17 protein-coding genes and 1 pseudogene are annotated in these 19,930 nt (G+C 64.7%); 7 read left to right on the top strand and 11 right to left on the bottom strand.

Annotated features, from left to right (window positions below):
• Positions 1 to 367 precede the first annotated feature (367 nt).
• The 10 genes from KF886_13345 to KF886_13300 form a co-directional block, all read right to left on the bottom strand.
• Positions 368 to 1,342, bottom strand: a complete 975-nt coding sequence (locus tag KF886_13345) for a Gfo/Idh/MocA family oxidoreductase (GenBank protein MBX3178339.1) — start codon at positions 1,340 to 1,342, stop codon at positions 368 to 370.
• A gap of 348 nt (positions 1,343 to 1,690) precedes the next feature.
• Positions 1,691 to 2,884 carry a Gfo/Idh/MocA family oxidoreductase gene (locus KF886_13340; GenBank protein MBX3178338.1) on the bottom strand — a complete coding sequence of 398 codons (1,194 nt, stop codon included), beginning with the start codon at positions 2,882 to 2,884 and terminating at the stop codon, positions 1,691 to 1,693.
• A gap of 207 nt (positions 2,885 to 3,091) precedes the next feature.
• On the bottom strand, positions 3,092 to 4,291 hold the full coding sequence (locus KF886_13335) for a Gfo/Idh/MocA family oxidoreductase (protein ID MBX3178337.1): 1,200 nt from the start codon (positions 4,289 to 4,291) through the stop codon (positions 3,092 to 3,094).
• A gap of 29 nt (positions 4,292 to 4,320) precedes the next feature.
• A complete protein-coding gene (locus tag KF886_13330; protein ID MBX3178336.1) occupies positions 4,321 to 5,523 on the bottom strand; it encodes a Gfo/Idh/MocA family oxidoreductase in 1,203 nt (400 codons plus the stop codon).
• A 108-nt stretch (positions 5,524 to 5,631) separates the two neighbouring features.
• Positions 5,632 to 6,699: an amidohydrolase family protein gene (locus tag KF886_13325; protein ID MBX3178335.1), complete on the bottom strand. Its 1,068-nt coding sequence runs from the start codon at positions 6,697 to 6,699 to the stop codon at positions 5,632 to 5,634.
• 157 nt (positions 6,700 to 6,856) lie between these two features.
• Positions 6,857 to 8,581, bottom strand: a complete 1,725-nt coding sequence (locus KF886_13320; protein ID MBX3178334.1) for a sodium/solute symporter — start codon at positions 8,579 to 8,581, stop codon at positions 6,857 to 6,859.
• Between the two features lie 8 nt (positions 8,582 to 8,589).
• A complete protein-coding gene (locus KF886_13315) occupies positions 8,590 to 9,996 on the bottom strand; it encodes a hypothetical protein (protein ID MBX3178333.1) in 1,407 nt (468 codons plus the stop codon).
• Positions 9,993 to 11,483 (bottom strand): FGGY-family carbohydrate kinase, encoded by a 1,491-nt coding sequence (locus KF886_13310; GenBank protein ID MBX3178332.1) that lies wholly within the window; start codon positions 11,481 to 11,483, stop codon positions 9,993 to 9,995. The genes KF886_13315 and KF886_13310 overlap by 4 nt, the downstream gene beginning before the upstream one ends.
• A complete protein-coding gene (locus KF886_13305; GenBank protein ID MBX3178331.1) occupies positions 11,477 to 12,301 on the bottom strand; it encodes a DeoR/GlpR transcriptional regulator in 825 nt (274 codons plus the stop codon). Before KF886_13305 ends, KF886_13310 begins: the two co-directional genes overlap by 7 nt.
• Positions 12,302 to 12,415: 114 nt before the next feature.
• A complete protein-coding gene (locus KF886_13300; GenBank protein ID MBX3178330.1) occupies positions 12,416 to 14,005 on the bottom strand; it encodes an aminotransferase class III-fold pyridoxal phosphate-dependent enzyme in 1,590 nt (529 codons plus the stop codon).
• A 289-nt stretch (positions 14,006 to 14,294) separates the two neighbouring features.
• Between KF886_13300 and KF886_13295 the strand changes: the two genes are divergently transcribed.
• From KF886_13295 to KF886_13280, 4 genes are all read left to right on the top strand, one after another.
• The gene (locus KF886_13295; GenBank protein MBX3178329.1) at positions 14,295 to 15,464 is read left to right on the top strand and encodes a 3-dehydroquinate synthase; all 1,170 of its coding nucleotides are present in this window, start codon (positions 14,295 to 14,297) and stop codon (positions 15,462 to 15,464) included.
• A gap of 274 nt (positions 15,465 to 15,738) precedes the next feature.
• Positions 15,739 to 16,023 (top strand): hypothetical protein, encoded by a 285-nt coding sequence (locus KF886_13290; GenBank protein ID MBX3178328.1) that lies wholly within the window; start codon positions 15,739 to 15,741, stop codon positions 16,021 to 16,023.
• Entirely contained in the window at positions 16,020 to 16,823 is an 804-nt protein-coding gene (locus KF886_13285) for a TatD family hydrolase (GenBank protein ID MBX3178327.1), read from the top strand. The genes KF886_13290 and KF886_13285 overlap by 4 nt, the downstream gene beginning before the upstream one ends.
• 237 nt (positions 16,824 to 17,060) lie before the next feature.
• Positions 17,061 to 17,951 (top strand): hypothetical protein, encoded by an 891-nt coding sequence (locus tag KF886_13280; GenBank protein MBX3178326.1) that lies wholly within the window; start codon positions 17,061 to 17,063, stop codon positions 17,949 to 17,951.
• 96 nt (positions 17,952 to 18,047) lie between these two features.
• Here the strand turns inward: KF886_13280 and KF886_13275 are convergent, their stop codons facing one another.
• Entirely contained in the window at positions 18,048 to 18,203 is a 156-nt protein-coding gene (locus tag KF886_13275) for a hypothetical protein (protein MBX3178325.1), read from the bottom strand.
• 382 nt (positions 18,204 to 18,585) lie between these two features.
• Between KF886_13275 and KF886_13270 the strand changes: the two genes are divergently transcribed.
• The 3 genes and pseudogenes from KF886_13270 to KF886_13260 form a co-directional block, all read left to right on the top strand.
• On the top strand, positions 18,586 to 18,810 hold the full coding sequence (locus tag KF886_13270; protein MBX3178324.1) for a type II toxin-antitoxin system HicB family antitoxin: 225 nt from the start codon (positions 18,586 to 18,588) through the stop codon (positions 18,808 to 18,810).
• 30 nt (positions 18,811 to 18,840) lie between these two features.
• Positions 18,841 to 19,028: pseudogene (locus KF886_13265) on the top strand (type II toxin-antitoxin system HicA family toxin).
• A 666-nt stretch (positions 19,029 to 19,694) separates the two neighbouring features.
• Positions 19,695 to 19,930, top strand: a 236-nt coding sequence (locus KF886_13260; protein MBX3178323.1) for a hypothetical protein, incomplete at its 3' end; no start/stop codon positions are given.

The raw sequence follows: 19,930 nt of genomic DNA, 5'->3' as shown, positions 1-19,930 counted from the left end.
GGCGCTGGAGTCATTGGGTAAACAATGCTCCAGGCTCACGAAGGTGCTGGGGCGCCATCGCGTTGCGCGGGCGGCTCAGGTTGGGGGTGGATTGAGCAGGGGGACGGTCTGGCGGGGTCGTTGGCGGGTGGCATGACAAGCGTGGACGCTTATTCCGCCTGCGGCGGACTTTCAGCCCACGTTGGCGTTCGCTAATGGATCGGGGTGGATTGAGAAGGATGAGGCGTCTGTTGTATTTGGCGCGCTTGTTGCCGCGGGCAGGAATGACTGCGATCCTTTTGGGCGCCAAAATAGAGGGGCGGCGACCAATGTTTCGGCCGCCGCCCGGTCTCCTTTGACTTCCGTCGGGTATGCGTAATTGGATTGGTTACTCGATGGGGCCGCCGTTGGCCGCGATGACTTCCTCGAGCGTGACCGGGGCGCCGCCGCGGCGCTTGCTTTCGTCGGCGGCTTCCATGAAGGCGAACATTTCGATGGTGATCTCTGGGTCGACGGGCACGACGCCGGTCTGGAAGAATTTCACGATCTCGGCGACGAGGGGCGCGTAGTCCCCGCGCTCGAGGGACTGGTGGGCGACTTTCTTTTCGCCGAACAGGATGACCTGGTGCGGCGTGGCCTGGTTGCGAAGTCCCCGGAGGGTGCCGACTTTGCCGCCGTCCCAGAGGCCGGTCACTACGTCGGTGTTTTCGGTGTGGGTGCGGACGACACTCACGCAGCCCGTGCCCATGGCGGTGTAGAGCGCTTCCACGGGGTGCACGCCGTACCAGAAGAGGTCGGGGTGGTGCTCTTCCAGGTGCGCGGGGCCGAAGGAGATGGCGCCGCGCAGCGCGCCGACGTCTTCCTGCATCAGCGCGGTCATGCTGGGGTAATAGCGGTAGGATGAGGAGCTGAACCACTTGACGTTGTGCTGCTTGCCGAGCTTGTAGATTTCGATGGCGTCCTTCAGCGTGCCGGCCACAGGCTTGTCGATGAATACCGGCTTGCCGGCGGCGAACACGGGCTTCACCTGCTCCAGGTGGGGGCGTCCGTCCACACTTTCGAGGAGCACGGCGTCCACGAGCGTGCAGAGCTCTTCAATGGTATCCACGATCTGGACGCCGTAGTTATTCTGAAGCTCGGCGGTGTAGCCGTCGACCCGGGAGTAGCTCGATTCGATATCGTCACTGCCGCCCTTATACGCGGCGACGACTTTTGCGCCGGGGATGTGGGCGGGGTTTTCCTTGTCGTTCAACAGCTTCGTGAAGGCCGTGACGTGCGAGGTGTCGAGGCCGATAATGCCGACTTTGATATCCTCGGCCGCGGCGGAAAGGGAAAGCGCGGCTGCGATGGCCGCGGCAAGCATGGTTCTCATGGGGTACTCCTTGGGTTGGGGTCAATGCGAGATGGCATGATAGGCGCAGCACGGCGGACAGTTCAAGGGGAGAAGGAGGCTGGCGGTCAGGCAAGTGGACAGAGTGGACGGGTTGGACGGAGTGGACGGAGTGGACGGGTTGGACGGGTTGGACGGGTTGGACGGGTTGGACGGGTTGGACGGAGTGGACCGGTTGGACGGAGTGGACCGGTTGCACGGAGTGGACCGGTTGGACGCGCCTGCGACAAACACCGGCTCATGCGACGGGCTCTCCCCGAAAAGAACGTGGATCGCCAGGGAGGCCCTGGCGATCCACGCTAACCAATCTATGCACACGCCCTACGCGTACTGCGGGATCTTCAGCAACTCGCCGTCTTTCATGGCCGACTGGTGCGCCACGATGCCGGACACCGTCATGTTCAGTCCCCAGGCGATATCGACGAGCGGCTGGCGGTTCTCCAGAATTGAGTGGACGAACTCGTTCATGAGGTAGCCGTGGGAGCCGCCGTGCCCGCCGGGGTCGACCGACTTGGGAAGCGGGGGCTTGCGCAGTTCGATGCCGGAGATGTCCGCGATCCCCTGGAATGCGGTGTTGATCATGGAGCCCTTCTCGCCGCGGACGCGGCCCATCTCGCCGTGGTAGCCGGGGGTATCCCAGCTCACGACCATGCGGGACATGCCGCCGCCGCTGGTGCGGAAGAGGGCCACTTCGGTGCCGAAGGGGTTCTTGTAGATGTTGTTTTCGGGCTTGAGGTGCTCGATGGAACTGGGGATGCCCATGCACGACACCTCGGTGAAGCTCTCGCCGGTGACGCAGGTGTGGTAGGCGTTGGAGTGCGTGGGATAGTACTGCGGCGGCAGGCCGATGCGCCAGCCCTTGAAGGAGTCGATGGGCACGTCCATGTAGTGGTAGTACTCGCCCTCGGTGTAGAGCATGCGCCCGAAATGCCCGGCGTCAAACAGCACGCGCATGGCGTAGGCGGCGTCGTGGAAGGCGGAGGTCTCGAAGAGCATGTAGTTCAGGCCCGTCTCCTTGACCACCTTGTAGAGTTCCTCCGCCTCTTCCAGGGAGCCGAAGGTGGAGGGCACCGCGCAGGCCACGTGCTTGCCGTGCTTCATCACTTCGATGCAGTGCCGCGCGTGGCTTGGCGCGTCGGTCGCCACGAAGATGGCCTCGATGTTGTCGTCCTTCACCATCTCTTCCAGCGAGGGATAGGTCTTTTCACAGCGGCAGGCCTTCGCCAGGCCGGCGCAACGGTCGGGCAGGAGGTCGCTGACGGCCACGATCTCCACGTTCGGGTGATCCTGGAAGCCAAAGGCCGCGCCGAAGCGGCAGACGCCATAGCCCACGATCCCGACGCGCACCTTGCGGTCGGAAACGGGCGTCCAGACCTTTTCGGCCTGGACGGTGGTGGCGGTGTCGTCGAAGCCCTGTATGGTCTCTTCCGCGGCGAAGGCGAAACCGCTCGCGCCGGCGAACCCGGCCCCGAGCGAGAGGTGTTTGAGGAAGTTTCGGCGTGAATTTGAACTCATGGTTGCTATTGCTCCTATGGTCGTGTCGGGTGGCCGAGACATCGGGACCCGTGTTAAGGCGCCAGTGGGCGCCGCGGATTCAGCGTTTCAGGGACATCAGCGACAGCAGGGACGGCAGGGAAATATGCCGGGCTCGCGTCCGGCGCCCTGGCGCTGGCCGTGCTCTTGCCAATGGTTGATTCTCATTTCAGGACTATACGTCTCCGGTCAGGCCAGCGGCGGGAACCAGGGAATCTTCAGCAGCTCCCCGCCCTTGAGGGCCGATTCGTGCGCCACGATGCCGCAGACGGTCATGTTGAGGCTCCAGGAGATGTCCACCAGCGGGGCGCGGTCCTGCAGGATGGCGGTGATGAACTCCTCGGTCAGCTGGCCGTGCGATCCGCCGTGGCCACCGGGGTCCACGCTGGGCGGGAGCGGCGGCTTGGCCAGATCGAGGCCCGCGATGTCGTCGAGGCCCTCGTATTTCATTCCGGCCACGGAGCCCCGCTCCCCGCGCACGCGCCCGATCTCGCCGTGGTAGCCGGGCGAATCGAGGCTCACGAGCATGCGCGACATGCCGCCGCCGCTCGTGCGGAACAGGGCGATTTCGGTGCCGAACTGGTTGTTGTAGGGGTTCTTTCCGGAACTGCGGTCGGGCAGGATGCTGGGGATCGCCATACACGACACTTCCGTGTAGTGCTCGCCGCACACGCCCACGTGGTAGGCGGTGGAGTGCGTGGGATACCAGATCGGCGGGCACGCAATGCGCCAGCCGCGATAGGAGTCGATCGGGGTCGCGACGTAGTGGTAATACTCGCCCTCGCTGTAGAGGATGCGGCCCAGCTTGCCGGCGTTGTACAGCGTGCGCATGGCGTGGCAGTCATCGCGGTAGACGGATGTTTCGTACATCATGTACTTGAGGCCGGTCTTCTTGACGGTGTCGTAGAGCTGCTGGCCCTCTTCCAGCGAGCCCCAGGTGGCCGGCACGGCGCAGGCGACGTGTTTGCCATGTTCCAGCGCCAGGATGGCGTGCCGGGCGTGGCTCGGCGCATCGGTGGCCAGGAAGATGGCCTCCAGGGTGTCGTCCTTCACCATCTCCTCCAGCGAGGGGTAGGTCTTTTTGCAGCGGCACGCCTTCGAAAGCGCGGCGCAGCGATCCGGGAAGAGATCGCTGACCGCCGCCACTTCCACGTTGGGATGGTCCTGGAAGCTGAAGGCCGCGCCGAAGCGGCAGACGCCATAGCCGACGATGCCGACGCGCACCTTGCAATCGGAAACCGGCTGCCAGGCCCGGTCCTGGCGCGTGGTGGCCGTATCATCAAAGCCCTGGATTGTCCCCTCGGCGGCCAGGGCCGATCCGCCCAGGCCGGCGAGGCCCGCGCCGATGGAAAGCTGCCTCAGAAACGTGCGCCGTGAATCGTGTGACATGGACCTGGTGCTCCTCGGGGTTTCGCCACTTACGCCAGCGGCGCGAAATAGGGGATCTTCAGCAATTCGCCGCCCTTCATGGCGGACTCGTGCGCCACGATACCACACACCGTCATATTCAGGCTCCAGGATACGTCCACCAGCGGCGCGCGATCCTGAAGAATTGCGGTGATGAATTCCTCGGTCAGATAGCCGTGCGAGCCACCGTGCCCGCCCGCCTTGACGTCCGGCGGCAGAGGCGGCTTGGCCAGTTCGATCCCGCCGATGTCTTCGATGCCCTCGTAGCGGGTCCCGGTGACGGAGCCCTTGTCGCCGCGCACCCGGCCCACCTCGCCGTGGTATCCGGGCGAGTCCTTGCTCATGAGCATCCGCGACATGCCCCCGCCGCTCGCGCGGAACAGCCCGACCTCGGTGCCGAAGGGGTTGTTGTAGGCATTTTTTCCGTCCACAAGATCCGGGCGCGTGCTGGGAATCGCCATGCACGACACTTCCGTGTAGTGTTCGCCGCAGACCCCGACGTGGTAGGCCGTGGAGTGGGTCGGGTACCAGAGGGGCGGTCCGCCGATGCGCCAGCCCTTGTAGGAGTCGATGGGCGTGGCGACGTAGTGGTAGTACTCGCCTTCGCTGTAGACGATTCGCCCGAGCTTGCCCGCGTTGTAGAGCGTCCGCATGGCGTAGCAATCATCCCGATAGACGGAGGTCTCAAACATCATGTACTTGAGGCCGGTCTTCTTGACGGTGTCGTAGAGCTGCTGGCCTTCTTCAAGCGAGCCCCAGGTGGCCGGCACCGCGCAGGCCACGTGCTTGCCGTGCTCCAGCGCCAGGATGGCGTGCCGCGCGTGGCTTGGCGCATCGGTAGCCAGGAAGATGGCCTCCAGGGTGTCGTCCTTCACCATCTCCTCCAGCGAGGGGTAGGTCTTATCGCAGCGGCAGGCCTTCGCGAGCGCGGCGCAACGATCGGGAAACAGATCACTCACCGCCGCCACTTCCACGTTCGGATGGTCCTGAAAGCTGAAAGCCGCGCCGAAGCGGCAGACGCCATAGCCGACGATGCCGACGCGCACCTTACGGTCGGAGATGGGCTGCCACACCGCGTCCGTCCGGGCGGTGGTGTCCGTTTCATCGAAGCCCTGGATGGTGTTCTCGGCGCCGAAGGCCGAGCCGCCTATACCGGCGATCCCGGCGCCCAGCGACATCTGCCGCAGGAATCCCCGTCGTGTGTTGCGCGTCATGATGCGGCGCCTCCCGTTACTTGAGACCAAATTGTTCGAATCTGTTTCTTTGTGTTCATTACGATACACAGGGACGCCCGCTCAGTCAAGGCCCAACGGCGTGCGCTCTTAACGTTTACCCGCCTCGATCTCCGCGATGAGACGCGCGCTTGTGCCGTGAAACATCGCCTCCACCGCGTCCCGACCGAGACCCAGATCAGCGCAGGCGTCCTTGAGCGCTTTCATCGCCTCGTACATGTAGAGCGTGTACTGCGCTTCGATCTCCGGCGCCTCCCGTTCCTTGTTGAAATAAAAATCGTGGCTGGTGCGGTTGGTGTAGGTGCGCCCGGACCACTGCCGCCGCCCGCGCATGTAGAAGATGGGGTTGTCGGTGCCGTAGAGGATGCGATCGGGCCCGATGGTTTCGAGGGCGTAGCGGTGCACGGCGGGATTGAGCACGGCGGAGTTGTCGAAATACAGACCGGGGTCGTCCTTGAGCGGGGCGAGCCCCTCTTCCGCGTGCGGCAGTGTGTAGCTGCGGCCGAGGTGGGCGATCACGAGCTTTACCCGAGGGTAGCGCGATCGAATCTCCTGGATCTCGCGGATATTGTCGGGATGGCCGAGCCGATCGGCTTTGGGGACGTGCAGGGTGACCCAGGCGCCGCGATCGTTTATGACTTCGAGCTGGTGGTGCGGCAGAAAGTCGAAGATACTGGCTTCGATATAGCGGTCGCGCGTGGCAGCGTCGTAGCCGATGAGGGCGTAGTAGGGCTTCACGCCGATACAGCCCGGCTGGTCGAGCCACCATGCGATCTGTTCGCCGCGCCAGGTCGGGCGGACGACGGCGAGCGTGCGCCAGCCCTTCGCCCGTGCGCGCGGCATTAGGTCGAGGTTGGAGCCTTCGACTTCCCAGCTCAGGTTGGGCACCGCAAAGGCGACCGAGGTTACATCGCGCCCCGGATACACGATGGCGTGGTTGCGCTCGGCGGAATCGGGATCTTCTGCGTGCGAGAGTTCGTTGACCCAATAGTCTCGACGCATTTCCTCGGTAATGGTTTCGATTTTGAAGCGCGGATCGGCCATGTGCACGTGGCTGTCGATGATGCGACGCGGAACCCATTCTTCGAGGTGTTCGGCCCAGAAGGCGCGGTCGACGTCGTTGTAGGTGTAGACATGGTGGAGCGGGGTGTTGGTCATGAAGGGGTCTCGGGCTGGAGGTACGCTGGAACTGGGGGGTTACAGGGACTACAGGGACGGCAGATTAGACAGTGACCGCGATGCGGGCGGCGACTACCAGGACCGCAGGGACGGTCGAGAAGCCGCCTTGTTGGGGGTATGGTTTTCGTCGCCCGCATCAGAACACGAGCCCCGAGAATACCGTGGCCAGGGCGAGTATTGCGGCGACGAATACGAGCCACCACGTGAGCACGCTGGTGTACCAGTGGGAACCGAGGCCGGCGCCGGCGCGCAGCGACTTCCAATCGATCATCAGGGTCTGGTCCACCTGGTCGGGGCGCGGCGGGGCGGTGACCAGGCTCACGGCCACACAGACGGCGACGCTCGCCAGCCAGTTGATAATGGCCTGGTTCATGAAGGGCCCGAGCCACGCGGGGTGTTCGGGCGCATACTGCACGTAGACCTTCAGCGCGATGCCCAGCGCAAACCCGCTGAACACGCCGGCCGTGGCGCCCGCGGCGTTGATCCGGCGGAACAGGATGCCCAGGAGGAAGACTGCCGAGAACGGGGGCGCGAAGAAGGCGTAGAGCGACTGGATGTATACGAAGAGTCCGCTGCCGAGCCGTTCGATGAAGCCCGCCAGCACCATCGAGAGCAAGAGCAGGGCCGCGGAGGTCAAGATTCCCGCGCGTACGAGTTGCTTTTGCGTGGCGTCCGGCGCGATCAGGCGCTTGTAGAAATCAAGGGTTACGATGGTGGCCGAGGAATTCAGTACGGAGTTCACGGTCGACTGGATCGCGCCGAACAGCGCGGCAAGAAAGAGGCCCCGGAGGCCGGCCGGCACGAGGGTTTGCAGCATGTGCACGTACCCGCGATCCGCCGCGCCCTGCACTTCGTCCCAGGGCTTCAAAAGGACCTCGGGGTACTTCGCGAAGAGGATGAGCCCCGGCAGCACGACAATGACCGGCATGAACACCTTGAGCATGCCGGCGAAGACGATGCCCATGCGCGCGTGATAGACGTCCCGGGCGCCGAGGACGCGCTGGATCATGAATTGATTCAGCGCGTTGTACCAGATGCTGATGGAAAACGTGCCGAAGATCAACGCGGGCCAAGGCCAGACCGCGTGGCTGGCGGGCTGGATCACAGACAGGCGGTTGTACTCGGGCGCTCCGGTGATGTGCTCCGCCGTGGCGTCCACCGCCTCCTTCCAGACCCCCGCCGTGGCGCGGTTCGCCTCAAGCATATTCTTGAATCCGGCGACAATCGAGCCGGATTCTCCCCCGAGCATGTGGAGGCCGAGGAGCGTGACGGAGAGCCCGCCCAGCACCATCACGATAACGGTGAAGAAGTCGGTCCACGCCACGGAGGACAGGCCGCCGTAGATGGCCCAGGCGCCCGCCGCCAGGCCGAGCACGACGACCGCGACCCAGAAGGGCCAGCCGAAGAGTGATTGCAGTGCGATGGCGCCGCCATACAGCACGGCGGCCAGGAAAGCCACGACATTGCTCAACACGGTCACGAATGCGAAAAACTGGCGCAGGGTTCCGTTAAAGCGGCGCTCCAGATACTCCGGCATGGTGAAGACGCGGGAAGCCATCAAGAACGGAATGAAGAACCAGATAATGAGCGAGAAACTCGCGACGTTGAGCCATTCCGAGTCCGCCACGCAGATGCCGTAGATGTACGCGGCGCCGATCATGCCGATGAAGTGCTCGGTGCTGATGTTCGAAGCGATGAAGGACCCGCCGACGACGTACCACGGCAGGTTTCGGCCCGCCAGGAAGTAGTCGTCCGCGCTGCCGCGCTCCCGGCGACCGGCCCAATAGCCCACCAGCGAGAGTATGGCGAAGAACGCCAGAAAAGCGAAGTAGTCCAGCGGCCCGAGGGCAAATGTATCGATGGCCCCCATCAGCACGGACTCCCGTCAAGCCAGGCGAAGCCGAAGCCCGCGCCCCGCGCGAAGGCGTCCAGCGCGTCGCGCCCGTCGCCGTAGAGCAGTGCGGCGTGGTGCGTGCCGCCGAGTTCGGAATAGCGCTCCAGGAAGGGCTCGAGTTGCAGTTGTGGCTTCACCCAGCCCCGGATCCAGTCCCGGCAGGCCGGGTGCGTTCCATCGGCGAGCACTTTCACGGGCGCGCCGATAATGGTGTAGCTTCCCTCCGGCCCGGGGGCCAGGTTCACGAGGGTGGCGGCGCCCGGGCGCGGCGCACAGGCCAGCGTGGCGGGGTTCAGCGCGGGCGTAAAGGGAAACTCCTTCTCGTAGAGGCGCGGTTTGCCGCCCGCGACGGCGGGATTGAACTCGCCCATGTGCGAGAGGAAGATGGCGCCTCCCTCCCAGTCCGGGCAGAACATTTCGGTGAAGGTGACTTCGCCGATGGCGTTGGCCAGGGCGCCGTTGAAGGAAGCGGTCAGGACGTCGCCCTCGCCCGCGTAGCCGATGCCGCGCGCCATGGCCTTGCAGCACTCCAGAAAGGGGACCGTGTCCACGGGACCGTCGGCGCTATCGAAGGCGAGGAAATTCATCGAAAAGGCGGCGTAGCCGTGGCGATCCAGGTACTTTCTGAGGCCGAGGCCGACCCGCACGGAGCGCGCATGGACGTCGCGGGGGGCATCGATCTCGAAGCGCTTTGCATCGGCGGCGAGCTCCGCCTCGACCTCCTCGTCCGTCACCGCGCGGACATCCTCGGTGAGCGTCGCGGCCTCGATCTGATCCACCGCGATGCCGAGGCTGCCGTACAGCTCCAGGTCCGCGACGCGAAAGTCGCCCATGCCGTCAAACCGGGGCCCGATACGCAGCGCGCAAGATTTCCGCAGCTGGCTGGCCGCGCGCGCGCCCCGCGCGATGGCGGCGGCCCGCGTCATCACATCGGGATTGTCGAGGTGGCCCGCGACGACCCAGTAGTCCTTGCCCCGGCGGCGCAACACGGACGCCAGATCCTGCACGCCGTGGATGCCGTGGTTGTACAGGAGGCGTACCGGGTCCGTATCGCGGCCGAAGCTCGCGTCCGGCGTAGTGTCCAGCATCAGGATGGGAAGCCGCGTCTCCACGAGGGGGCCCACGGCCTCCAACGACGGCGAGTAGGCGAGGTGCAGTGTAACAATCAAATCCACGCCCCGCCGTTCGAGATCGGCGACCGCGGCCGCGACGTCGTCCAATACGCGGCAGACCGGGGCTTCGACCACTTCCACATCCGCATCCTTGAAGGTGGCGGTGACGGCGTGGTGGTAGGGCTCGATCGCGCCCAGCAATTCCGGCAACGCGGAATCATACAGTTTCAGGTACAGCGGCAACAGGCCGATGCGCGGATACGGGATCATGACACGCTTCCCTCCGGTCGAACTTCATAGGCCCTGCCCGCGCGCACCTTCCCATAGATGCGCGCAAAGGCCTCTTCGTATAGCTTACGCCCGCGCGCCAGCGCATTGCGATCCACAGTCCCATCGGGGCGCACCCGCCGCCCCCCGGCCCGCGCGGCGCGGCGGCTGAAGGCCCAGAGGCAGCCGCGCGTCCCCATCCAGGCGGCGTCGTCCAGCTGCCAGACGGGCAGCGGTTCGAAGAGCGCCGCGATGAGCTGCTGGAAATGCGGGCTCCGGCTGGCGCCCCCGCTCAGTACGAGGCTACCCACCGCGCCGTGTGTCGCGGCGCTCTCGAACACGCGGTGCAACTCGAAACACATCCCAGACGCCACGGCGCGCAGGAGATCGGCCCGATCCGTGGCAGGCCCCGCTCCAAGTAGTGCGCACCCGCCGAGCAGGTCGGGCGCCAGGGGATTGGGCTGGTTGAGCCAGGGCAGTGCGACGAGGCCGGGTGGCGGCAGGATATCTTGATCGAGTATGCGCGCCTGCTCGGCCAAGGCCCGGGCCGGGCGCGGATCGACAAATTCGCGCAAGGCCCAATCCCACGTGACGTTGCCCGTCAAGAGCGGATGAATGACCAGTCTGCCGTCGCCCGCGGGCGCGGGAATGGAAAACTGGATCGGCGCGTAACCGGTAAAGGTGGCGGGCAGCTGAAAGTTCCCGACCCACGCGGTGCCGAGAGAGCACTGGATGGGGTCCGGGGTCAGCCCGGCGGTGGCGAGGTAGCCCGCTTCGTGGTCCATGTAGGGACCCGCGACCGGGATCCCGACGGGGAGACCGAGACGCCGCGCCGCCGCCGAACCGAGGGGAAAGGTTTCGTGGCCCTGGCGCAACGCCGGGAAGAAATCGAAGTGAATGCCCGCTATTGCCGGTAGATCGCGGCTCAGGGCACCGGTCCGCGCGTCGTAACAGCCGGTTTGCAGGGCGTGGCAGGCATCCTGGCGCCACTGGCCGGTAAGGTGGTGGTACAGGTAGTCCCCCGCGCCCGCGTAGATGTTCTCCGGGCAGACCAGCGCCGGGGCCTCCTCGGAGAGCTGCCGCAGCCGGGCCAGACCCATGCCGGGATCGTCCCGCAAGGTGCGCGCGCGCCAGAAGGACGCGGTGCGCTCCGCCGCGATAGCGGGCAGCAGTGGAAAGGCCCGCGCATCGTTCCACAGCACCATGGGGGTGAGCGCGCGGCCCGACTTCCGATCCGCCACGATACCGCTGCCGCCCTGCGAGGCCAGCCCGATTCCGCTTACGCGATCGAGGCCCCCGGCGGCCTGGCCGATTCGTCGGACGGCCCGGGCGAGCGCGCGCACTATCGCGTCGGGCGCCTGTTCCCGGCGACCATCCACGCCAGCGTCGATCGGCAGGTCCGCGCTCTCGCCCGCGATGCGATTGCCCGTTTTCGGATCGTACAGCGCCACCTTGAGCGCGGTGGTGCCCAGATCGGCGCCGATCAGCATGCGCCGGGACCTCCCGCCAACGCGTCGGTGTCCGGGCGCGCGTAGCGCACATCCCGCACCGATTGCTCCAGCCAGGCGCGATCAATTTCCGCCACGCTATCGTCCGTGACGAGGTGGCGAATGCTCGGCCAGTCGGCGAATTTCACGAAGGAATGGCGCCGGAATTTCCGGCTGTCCGCCACGAGCACGGTATCCCGCGCGACGTCGATCATCGCCTCGGACACCCGCGCGACATGGAGGCCGGAGGTGTAGAGGCCGCGCTCGTCGAGCGCGTCGGCCCCCAGGATGGCGAGTTGCACGCGGAAGCGCCGGAGGTTGTCCTCCGTGAGCGCGCCGAAGAGATCGGGGCTGTTCTTCCCCACGTTGCCGCCGAGCAACACGATTTCCATGTCCGGGTGGGTGTGCAACTCGGAGGCCACGGCGAGCGAGGACGTAAGCACGGTAAGCCGCTCGACCCCGCGAAGCGCGCGTGCGACTTCCAGCGTGGTGGTGCCGGTGTCCATGACGATGGTCATGCCCGGCTCCACGAGGGCGGCGGCTTCCCGCGCGATCGCCTGTTTTTCCAGGATGCTCGTGCGGTTGCGCTCGAGGAACGCGAACTCCGCCACCGACTGCTTCGAGAAAATGGCGCCGCCGTGCGTGCGCGTCAGGACGTTCTGGCGCTCCAAGGCCTCCAGATCGCGGCGGATGGTCATGGGCGCGACGCCGAAGCGTTCGGCCAGATCCAGCACGAAGACCTCGCCCTCCGCCGCCAGGAATTCGAGGATCTGTTCGCGGCGGCGCGTGGAGGTCTGTTTTCTGGGGGGGGCAGGCGTCATGGGCGGAGGAGCGGGCGGGGTTGCGGGGACAACAGGGACAACAGGGACAACAGGGACCGCAGCGACAGCAGGGACACAAGGCTCTTCAGGGGTTGCGCGATGTTTCCGGTCACGTTAGTGTCCCGCGGCGAGCAGGGCGCCGGAATAGGTTGCCAGGGCGGCCTCGATTTTGGCCACCACGCAATCGATTACTTCACGCCCCGCGATCAGGGGGAGCTTGCTCAAGAGCGCGGGCGGGCAATCGGCCTTGTAGGCCTGTACGCTGATATCGAGGCCCGACTCCACCAAGAGCGCGGCGATGGCTTTGGCGGCGTCCAGATCGGCGACCATAATGCTCGACATGTGGCCTTTGCCCTCGATGCCGGTGATGAGCCCGTCGAATCGCGCGGCGACTTCGCGCAGGCGCGCGGCGTAGTACTCGCCGTTGGCGGCGATGGCCGCGCCGTTGGCCTGTACCCACTTCATCGTGACCAGGTAAGCGAGGGATGCGAGTTCTTCCTGGCCGTTGGTGACGAGCGCGCCGAACTGCGGCAGGTCGTTGTCCATCGCCGCGCTGAAGACGATGCGCGAGGCGGGATATTCGCCCCCGGGGAAGCCCTTTCCGGCCGAGACGAAGGAGGGCTTGAGGCCGTATTCGCGGAAGAGGAACACCTCCGAACTCCAGACGCAGGACTGTATCTCGTCGCACACGACCGGCACGCCGTGCGCGTGGCACAGGGCGTAGGCCTGTTGGAGGAATTCCTTCGTCAGCAGGACGCCGCCGTAGTTCATCATGACGATCTCGTGGAAGAAGCCGGCGATCCGGGTGTCGCCCGTATTGCACTCGCGAAAGGCCGCTTCCACATCGGCAATGTTGTTCGGGCGAATGGCGCGCACCTGGAACGCGCCCGCGGCATCGAGCTTGCGCGCCAGCCCCCCCCACATGCCGCGCATCACCTGGGTCAGGACGGTGGTGCCGTGGTAATTCCCCGCGACCTTGCCGTCGGCGTCGCCCATGACAAGCACCACGGGCGTCTTCCCCGCGTAGCGCGGCTCCGCGAGCCCTGTCTGCATGCGGTAGAAGCGCGCGAGGATCATTTTCAGGGCGGCCTCCACCGCGAGGCTGCCCGTTTCCAGGTTCAGCACGCGGTTCAGGACGTCGAGACGGTCCGACGCCAGCACCAGACCCATCGCCGCGTGGTCGTCCGGGGAGATTCCGTTCGCCGCCGCCACCAGCTCCTCTTCCAGGCGGCGGGTGATGTGCCCGCGGGTGTTGTTGTGGGTCGCGTTGGGAATTCCGAGGCGCTTCGCGATGTCCACCAGCGCGTAGCCGGGAAACCCGTGTCCCAGCGAAGCGTGGTAGTGTTCGCTCTTCGTCGCCAGGTACAGCCGCCCGTCTTCCCCGATGCGGAAGTAGCCCAGACCACTCAGGGGTGCCATCGCCGCCCGCGTCGCGCGGTTGAAATTCGCCGTCGAGGCGCCGGCGGCGGATCCGGGAAGCGAGGGCGCGACCACCGCGCCGACGTGGGGCAGCATATCGATCAGGCGCTGTTCGAAGGCGACGGGAAAGAAGGACACCGGACGGACGGCCTCGGCCTCGAGCGCGGTGGCGTGTTCGCCGGTGAGCCAGGCGCGGGCGCCCGCCGCCGCCGCGACGAATTCGCGCCCGCAGAGGTCCGCGAGCGATATTTGGACCGGCCTGAACGGTGCTGGGGAGGGTGTCATCGGGGAGACTCCGTGAATGTTCGTTCATGTTCGCATTCGCCGCGATAATCGCACATCCGAACACCCAACCGCAACCCATCGGCGCCCCGAAATTTGACAGCGCCCCCCTTCCGGCGTAAGATAAGGCTTTGTCGCGATTGCGGTTCCGCGGGAATGTCAATCGCCGCGCATTCGTCGCTCTGGCGCGCGGCGGCACAATTGGAATCGCTGGTTTTTCCCTCCTGGCGCGCCCGCCCGCCGCCATGGCGCCCGCGCTTCAGCGAGGCACGACAGAAGGCCCCACAGTACGATGGAACTCGATGCCACATTCCGCGTTCAGTACGCGCACCGGTTGCGCTGTACCCGCGGGGTGTTCCAGATAGACAATCCCCTGCTTGCGGACCTTGCGGAGGCCCCGGAAGGGTCCCGCGCGCGTTGCGTCCTGGTTGTGGACGAAGGGCTGGCGCGCGCCCAGTCCGAATTGCTGCGCGAGGCCGCCGGCTATTTCGACGCGCACCACGACCGCCTGGAGTTGGTCGCGCCGCCCTGCGTGCTGCCGGGCGGCGAGACGGCCAAGCGCGATCGCGCGACGCTGGATCGGGCCCTCGAACTGATCAGCGAGGCGCACCTCTGCCGCCGCTCGTATGTGATTGTGGCGGGGGGCGGCGCGCTGTTGGATGCGGTAGGGCTGGCGGCCTCCTTAGCGCACCGGGGTGTGCGCCTGATCCGCATCGCAACGACCACGTTGAGCCAGTCGGATTCGGCGCTGGGGGTGAAAAACGGCATCAACGCGTTCGACCAGAAGAACTACCTGGGGGTTTACGATGTGCCGTGGGCGGTGATCCACGACGAGGCTACGCTTGCGACGCTGGACGACGAAGACTGGGCCGCGGGCTTCAGCGAGGCGGTGAAGGTGGCGCTGCTCAAGGATCCGGCGCTTTTTGACGCCATCGAGCGAAGCGCGAGCGCAATCCACGCGCGGGACGAAGAGGCGGCGATCCCGATTTTGCGCGCTTCGGCGAAGCACCATTTCGACCACATTACGCGGAACGGCGACCCCTTTGAACGGGGCGAGGCGCGCCCGCTCGATTTCGGGCACTGGGCGGCGCACAAGCTCGAACAGCTGAGCCGCTACGAAGTGCGGCACGGGACGGCGGTGGCTATCGGGCTGGCGCTGGACGTGACCTATGCGCGGTTGCAGGGCTGGCTGCCCGAGGCGGAGCATGAACGCATCCTCCATTGCCTGGACGCCCTGGGCTTTCCGCGTTATCACGCCGCGATGGCGGACGGCGACGCGCTGCTCTGCGGCCTGGCGGAGTTTCAGGAACACCTGGGCGGCCAACGGTCGATCCCCATGATCCGCGCGGCGGGGGACGCCTTCGAAGTGCATGAAATAGACGATGCCGTAATGAAACAGGCCCTGGAAACGCTCCGGGCCTGGCAACCGGCCCTCGCTGAACCGGGGAGCGGACTACCATGATCCAACCGCGGCGCTTCAACGCCCGTGCCACGCGATCCGGCAACGCCGGTTCGTGTGCCCGTTGTGAGATGAGCGTGGCGCCCCCAAGAGCATTGGAAACCCAGCGGCCTGTGACGGTTTCCAATTGTGCCGCTCGATTGAGCACAATGGCTGGATACCCGGCACACGTTGCTCCTGACACACGAACCGGCGAAGCCGGATCGCGTGGCACAGTACCGCTCCCTGTTGGGCGCACCGTAGGAAGTTGCGTATGAATTACCCAAGCAGCTGCCCCATGACCTATCGGGAAATCGTGGACGCGTACTTCCTGGAACACCGGGCGAAGGTGCTCGATATCGCGGCGTTTCTCGACCGGCTCGAGCGCGCCGCCGATGGCCCGCCCGCGCGCGACGACTTCCGCGTGGCCGCGCTGCGGGACGCGCTGGGGCTCCTGGGCGACGGCCAGGGCGAGCGCGCGCGGCGTGTGCTGGAGCTGTTGAGCGATCCCTCCACGGAAATCCCCGAGTCCGCGCGCGGCATGAAGGGCGCCCTCGGCGCGGCGCCGGAGAAGTCGACGTGAAGTACATCGAACCGCACGGACACATGGTTTCCCGCACGACGGACGACTACGAGCGCATGGCGCTGGCGGGTTGCGTGGCGATTTCGGAGCCGGCCTTCTGGGCGGGCTTTGACCGCGCATCGGTGAAGGGCTTTTACGACTACTTCCGGCAGCTGACGGAATACGAGCCGGCGCGGGCGAAGAAATTCGGCATTCAGCACTACTGCTGGATCTGCATCAACCCGAAGGAAGGCGACGACCCCGGCTTCGCGCGGGAGGTCATCGCGATTATCCCGGAATTCCTCCAGAAGCCCAATGTTCTGGGCGTCGGCGAAATCGGCCTCAACAAGAACACCCGCAACGAGCTGTCCATCCTCGAAGAGCAGATCAGCCTCGCGCTCCAGCACGACCAGCTCATCCTCGTGCATACCCCCCACCTCGAAGACAAGCGCAAGGGCACGCTGATCATCCTCGACGCCCTCAAGAACCACGGCGCCGACCCCGGCCGCGTCCTCATCGACCACGTCGAGGAACACACCGTCGCCGAGGTCCTCGATCGCGGCTACTGGGCCGGTATGACCCTCTACCCCGAAACCAAATGCACCAGCCAGCGCGCCGCCGACATCATCGAAATGCACGGCACGGAGCGGCTCTGGATGAATTCCGCCTGCGACTGGGGCATCAGCGATCCGCTGGCGGTGCCGAAGGCAAGGATCGAGCTCAAGCGCCGGGGGCACTCGGACGCGACGATCCAGCGGCTGACGTGGGACAACCCGCGGACGTTCCTGGGGCAGTCGGCGAATTTTCGGGTGGCGGAATAGGGCTGAGCGTAGGATAGGCGTCCCGCCCGTCCAATGCCGGCGCAAGTCTGCTCGAACGTAGGATAGGCGTCCCGCCTGTCCATTGCCGGCGCAAGCCTGCTCAAACGTAGGATAGGCGTCCCGTCCGTCTCGACCGCCAATACCTGAACACTTGATCAGGCATTCCGGAACGTCTATACTCCAGGGCGTCGACACGGAAACTCGGCTCCAGGACGTTCCACCAAGGGGAGGCGCACGATGGCGAAACGAGAGCAGGGCAACACGACAGGGGCGAAAAACGAAAACGCCCTCGCCGTCTTCGAAGACTTCAAGATCCGCCGGGTCTATGACGAGGCAACGGAAACCTGGTACTTCTCCGTGGTGGACATCATCGCTGCGCTCATCCAGCAACCGGATTATCAGGCGGCCCGCAATTACTGGAAAGTCCTGAAGAACCGCCTGAAGAAAGAGGGCAGTCAGTCGGTTACAGATTGTAACCGACTGAAATTACCCGCGGCCGACGGAAAATTGTATATGACGGACGTAGCCAATCCCGAGACCCTCCTCCGCCTCATCCAGTCCGTCCCCAGCCCGAAGGCCGAGCCCATCAAACTCTGGCTCGCGAAGGTGGGGTACGAGCGGATTCAGGACATGGGCGACCCCGCCCGCTCCCTCGACCGCGCCCGGGATTACTGGCGCCAGCACGGCCGCAGCGAAAAGTGGATCCAGCAGCGGATGATGGGCCAGGAGACCCGCAACAAGCTGACCGACTACTGGAAGGACCACGAAATCTCGGGGGAAGAGGAATACGCCATCCTCACCAACATCATCCACCAGGAATGGAGCGGCGTCTCCGTCAAGAAGCACAAAGACCTCAAGGGCCTGAAAACGCAAAACCTGCGCGACCACATGAGCGAAGCGGAACTCATCTTCACGGCGCTCGCCGAACTCTCCACCCGCCAAATCGCCGAAAGCGTGCAGGCCACCGGCATGCCGGAGAACGCGGCGGCGGGAAGGAAAGGGGGACGGATCGCGAAAGGGGCGCGGCTCGAATTGGAAAAGAAGACCGGAAAGAGCGTGGTGACGGAGGAGAATTTTCTGCCGCCCAAGGCGCCCCGAAAACACATCAAAGACACAAGTGAGGACTGAACCGCCACCGAACCACGGATAGCACTCCCCCGCCGGCGCCCCGAACGCTTCCTTCAAATCCAGTTTCCGCCTCGGGGCAGACGAGCAATGCCGGGTTCATCCCCGGTTCTGAAGCCGCGCCCGGACGACCGGCCACGACGCCCCCTCCGAAGGCCGCTCGCGCCACGCGGGGAGCCGCCGATCCAGCTCCGCCTTTTGCCCGTCCGTCAGCGGCAGTGTCTCGGGAGAATCCTCTCTCGAATAGGTGGTCATTGCCGTCTACTTTCCATTGTACTGAAACCAATGCACCAATCCGCATCGCACACCATCATACTACCACGAGGAAGGCACGCCCGCATGGCACAGGGCAATCGCATTTAAACTGGATCGGGATGGATGTGGGTTTGCGGGGGAGGATTGGAAACCTCGAATCAAGGAATGTGAGCGTGCTGGAGCGCCTTTTTCTAAAATGCAGGTGGCTGATCGGGGGATCAACTCGGACACGAAGTTTAAACGCGATTGCCCTGCCGCATGGCATCGTCGCCATCCCGGGCGTCCCGCCCTTCTCGACCGCCAATACCTGAATACTTGATCAATTTGGCCCGCCGCCCTATACTCAAACATCTGGCACCGAACATGAAAGAAGGCTAGACCGATGAGAATCTATCATTTCGCCGCCGTGATCGAGAAAGACGAAGATGGCTATTACGCTTTCTGTCCTGAACTACAGGGGTGCTACTCCAGCGGCGACACCTTTGAGGAGGCCCGGGCCAACCTTGCCGACGCCATCCGGCTCCACGTCGAAGACCGCCTGGCTGGCGGCGAGGAAATCAAAGTCTCCGAGAGCATCAATCTTACCACGGTCGAAGTGGCCGTATGAGCGAACGGCTGCCGCGTCACGGCCAGGGAGATTGTCCGCGTTCTCGAACAGCGCGGTTTCTCCCTCACCCGGTCGAGCGGAAGCCATCACATCTACAAGAACGCGGCGGGCAAGCGCGCCACCGTTCCCGTCCACGCGGGCAAGACGCTCCAAAGGTCCTGCATAGCATCTTGAGGGGTGCCGGCCTATCCGTGGAGCAAATGAAAGAACTGCTTTGAGAAAGGCTTAAGCCGGAGACTGGGATTCGAAAGCCGAACCCAGCAACACCGTCATGGCGGCATAGTGAATAGGAGAGCGCTGTGTTGGGGCAATCGGCTGGCGCATGGCCCAACTTGAATGCCAGATTCAGACCGCCAACCACGACTCTCCTCGTTACCACGGTCCCCGTGGCAATGCATACCGTTACGCTACCGCGGAACAGGCGTATCGCAGGCGGCGAACGCACGTACCGGCATCCCTGGATGAACGAAGGTGCTCGCGACGCGCCTTCGTACGCAGAAGCGTACGAACATCCCGTTACCACGGAGGACCGTGGTAACGAGAGAAATAAGGGCGCGGCTCGAATTGGAATAAAAACCGGAAAGAGCGTGGTGACGGAGGAGAATTCCCTGCCGCCCGCAGAGACGCAGAAGAAGATCGAGGGGCGGGACGAGTGATATTCTAAATGAATCAAATTCAGCGTCGAGTTGTATACAGGGTTAATGCGATGACCGGACAATATAGGCGATATTGTCTTCGAACTCTGCTTCTTCGGGTGGGAATGCTCATGGGTGGCAATTCATTGGACGGAGTGGCAACACAATGGATGGTGTAACGATATGAATCAAATGATGACGAGCAGCGCAACCGAATCAGCACGAGCGAGATGGCTTGAGGCAAGCTAGTTGGCCTCGAATCTTGCCTCCGAACTTTTCCAACTTGGCAGCGGCTATGGAGACCCGGATGCACGGGCGCAGGATGAACTTCGGCTTGAGTCCGCCCGGCTCGATGCCGAAAGACTATTCCGCGAGTATCACGATCTTGACCGGCGCGAGATGGAACTGAAGATGCTCGACCTTCAGCGCTCGCAAAGACTAGCAACTTGGGCGTCGTTTTCGGTAGCCGCCGTCGTTGGACTGAC

It is taken from the genome of Candidatus Hydrogenedentota bacterium, assembly GCA_019637335.1.
Lineage (GTDB): Bacteria > Hydrogenedentota > Hydrogenedentia > Hydrogenedentales > JAEUWI01 > JAEUWI01.
This window is presented reverse-complemented; position numbering and strand designations above follow the sequence as displayed.

Coding starts and splice junctions, on each gene's coding strand:
- KF886_13345 (MBX3178339.1), bottom strand. CDS start 1,342: ATGCTTGCCGCGGCCATCGCAGCCGCGCTTTCCCTTTCCGCCGCGGCC.
- KF886_13340 (MBX3178338.1), bottom strand. CDS start 2,884: ATGAGTTCAAATTCACGCCGAAACTTCCTCAAACACCTCTCGCTCGGG.
- KF886_13335 (MBX3178337.1), bottom strand. CDS start 4,291: ATGTCACACGATTCACGGCGCACGTTTCTGAGGCAGCTTTCCATCGGC.
- KF886_13330 (MBX3178336.1), bottom strand. CDS start 5,523: ATGACGCGCAACACACGACGGGGATTCCTGCGGCAGATGTCGCTGGGC.
- KF886_13325 (MBX3178335.1), bottom strand. CDS start 6,699: ATGACCAACACCCCGCTCCACCATGTCTACACCTACAACGACGTCGAC.
- KF886_13315 (MBX3178333.1), bottom strand. CDS start 9,996: ATGATCCCGTATCCGCGCATCGGCCTGTTGCCGCTGTACCTGAAACTG.
- KF886_13310 (MBX3178332.1), bottom strand. CDS start 11,483: ATGCTGATCGGCGCCGATCTGGGCACCACCGCGCTCAAGGTGGCGCTG.
- KF886_13305 (MBX3178331.1), bottom strand. CDS start 12,301: ATGACGCCTGCCCCCCCCAGAAAACAGACCTCCACGCGCCGCCGCGAA.
- KF886_13300 (MBX3178330.1), bottom strand. CDS start 14,005: ATGACACCCTCCCCAGCACCGTTCAGGCCGGTCCAAATATCGCTCGCG.
- KF886_13295 (MBX3178329.1), top strand. CDS start 14,295: ATGGAACTCGATGCCACATTCCGCGTTCAGTACGCGCACCGGTTGCGC.
- KF886_13290 (MBX3178328.1), top strand. CDS start 15,739: ATGACCTATCGGGAAATCGTGGACGCGTACTTCCTGGAACACCGGGCG.
- KF886_13280 (MBX3178326.1), top strand. CDS start 17,061: ATGGCGAAACGAGAGCAGGGCAACACGACAGGGGCGAAAAACGAAAAC.
- KF886_13275 (MBX3178325.1), bottom strand. CDS start 18,203: ATGACCACCTATTCGAGAGAGGATTCTCCCGAGACACTGCCGCTGACG.
- KF886_13270 (MBX3178324.1), top strand. CDS start 18,586: ATGAGAATCTATCATTTCGCCGCCGTGATCGAGAAAGACGAAGATGGC.